The 2,484-nt window shown below is 67.5% G+C and carries 2 protein-coding genes; both read right to left on the bottom strand.

Annotation, left to right across the window (positions count from 1 at the left end):
* Nucleotides 1–293: 293 nt before the first annotated feature.
* Nucleotides 294–2,078, bottom strand: coding sequence for an IS1634 family transposase (locus VKG81_RS18725; RefSeq protein ID WP_324398106.1), 1,785 nt, complete (start codon nucleotides 2,076–2,078; stop codon nucleotides 294–296).
* A gap of 187 nt (nucleotides 2,079–2,265) precedes the next feature.
* The coding region (locus VKG81_RS18730) for a THUMP-like domain-containing protein (protein ID WP_414685325.1) at nucleotides 2,266–2,484 on the bottom strand (219 nt) is incomplete at its 5' end.

Here is a 2,484-nt window from a genome sequence, read left to right on the forward strand (position 1 = left end):
CGAGCAAGGATATCGGGCGTCATCCGGCTGAATCGCTCGGTATCGCTCGGTTAGGCCCGATGGCCCGCCCCCTCAACGGGCCATCGGGCGCCGACCGTCGCCTCCGCTCACACGAGTTGCAGAACCCGCGGCCGTCAAACATCGAGGAGTCGCGAGCGTAACGCCACAGCGGTTTTCCGAAATATCGCCGTGGCGTTACGCTCGCGGCGACTAGACCGAAGTTACGGCAGCTGAAATAGGTGAATCCCGGGGTGACCTGGGGATTGGCTGGTTTCGTGGGGTGGTTGTTCTGGCTACGCGGCGGCGGTGAGCGGTATCGGGGTGTCGAGCAGGTCGAAGGCGCGGCGTTGGTCGGCGGTGGGGTCGGCGAGCACGGACACGTCGGTGCTGGCGCCGTGGTAGCGGACATGGTTGCGGGTGAGGGTGGCCAGGTGGTCGAGCAGGCCGCGGAAGCTGCGTAGCGGGTTGCCGTTGGCGTCGTGCTTGCGGGATGCCTTCGCATCGGCTTCGGGTGAGCGCTGTGCGGCCGCGACCGGGTTTTCCCGCTGGGGTGGGTGCTCGTCGGTGAACGTCATTGGTGCCCATGCCTTGCGCAGGTGCCAGACCAGGTAGCAGGCGAGCAGGCAGATCAGCACGTGCGCTTTGACGCGGTCGTCGAGGCGGTGGTGGATCGGCCGCAGGTCTAGGTCGTCGGTCTTGATGATGCGAAAGTCGCGCTCGACGTTGGCGAGGTTCTTGTAGCTTTCCACCACCGCGGCGGGGTCGAAGGTGTCGGTGTCGACGCTGGTGCGCAGCACGTAGATGCCGTCCAGCTCGGCCTCGGCGTCGATGCCGGCGGTGTCGCGACGGTAGGTGAACGAAGTGTCGGTGATGGTGGTGCGGAAGTGCTTGCCCATCTTGTATTTCCCGATAGCCTTGCCCACCGCGATACCGATCTCGCCTGCCCCGATGAGAGTGCCGCGGGTGACCCGATCGGCGACGCCGGCGAGCAGTTTCTCGGTCGCGGCCAGCAGCTCTGCGCGTTTGCGGGCGCGCTCGGCCGCCAGCGCGGGGTTGCGGCAGGCGATCAACCGTTCGCCGGGGTAGTCGGGGTGGCTGATCTCGGCCAGGTCCTGGGTGTCGAACAGGCTCATCTGCAGCGGGCCGTCGTCGGCGGCGAGTTTGGCGATCGCGGGTGCGCGCAGCGCGGTGATCCACCCGAAATCGGTTGCGGTGTCGGGGTTGTCGTTGAGTTTTCGCAGCGCGTCGATGCGCGCGGAGGTGATCATGCCGCGATCGCCCACCAGCACCAGCCGCTGGATGCCCAGCCCGTCGCGGATCACGGTGACGATCTCGCTGAACGCGACCGGGTCGGCGGTGTCGCCGGGAAACACCCGCACCGCGACCGGGCGGCCCGCCGGGTCGGTGAGCACCCCGTACTCGATCTGCTCGCAGCCCTTCTTGCCGTCGCGGGAGTAGCCGCGCGCGGCTAGCGCGCAGCACCGCCCGGTCACCCACGCGCTGGTCAGGTCGAACAACGCCATCCGGCCCGGGTTCACGTCCGGGGCAAGGTGTTTGGCCGCGAGCTTCTTCTCGATCGCCTGCTGCCGGTCGGCCAGCCAGTCCATCGCGGCATAGATCTCATCGGTGCACGCGTCGGCCACGCCCAGATCGACGCCCAGGGTGGTGTCGGGCCACCAGGTCAGCGTGGACAGCTTCGAGCCGGGTCGGATCACCCGCGAGACGATCAGCGCCACAGCGATGTCCCGGGACCGGCACGCCGGCCCCAGCAGCGTGGGCAGGCCCAGCGTGCGCGCCATCGCCGCGACCGCGGCCACGTGTCCGTGCGACAGCGACCGAGTGATCGTGACCGCCTCTCCCACCGGCACCAGCCGCTTGCCTTTCAGGGTCGCCTCGATCGCGTCGACCGTCTCCGCCGGCAGCATCGACAGGTTCGCCACGGTCTCGTTGCGCACCGCGCTGCCGTCGCGGTAAGTGCGCCGCAGGTATACCGACACGTACTCGCGGCGCCGGCCCTGCTTGTCCACGTGCGTCTTCTGGACTCTGACTACGTGAACTCGGCCCTGCTTACGCGGCATAGCCAGCATCCTATCGGGTATCGACGAATCAGTGAATGCGACACGCCAATAATTCTGACTACATATCTAAGCCGGTTCACAGCCCTCTGTCCAGCTCAAGGATCAGATCACGCCCGAAAGCCGTCGTAACTTCGGACTAAAAGGGCTGGGCGCCTGGAAGAGTGACCGCAGCCAGAGTACCCGCGCACTATCGAGAGGGGCGGCACACGAACACCGTCGCGTGATCGGCGGGCCCGGAGCCAATGCGGGTGATGACCACTGACAGGGCTCGGCTGCCGCGCAGCCGCAGTCGTCGCCGCAGCGCGTCGGGGTCCACGCGCACACCGCGCACCAAAATCTCCAGCGCCCCGCAGTCCAGCGCCGACAACGCCTGCCGAAGCAGGCGCTCATCGAACGCCAACTGCTC

This window comes from Mycobacterium sp., from assembly GCF_035314905.1.
Classification (GTDB): domain Bacteria; phylum Actinomycetota; class Actinomycetes; order Mycobacteriales; family Mycobacteriaceae; genus Mycobacterium.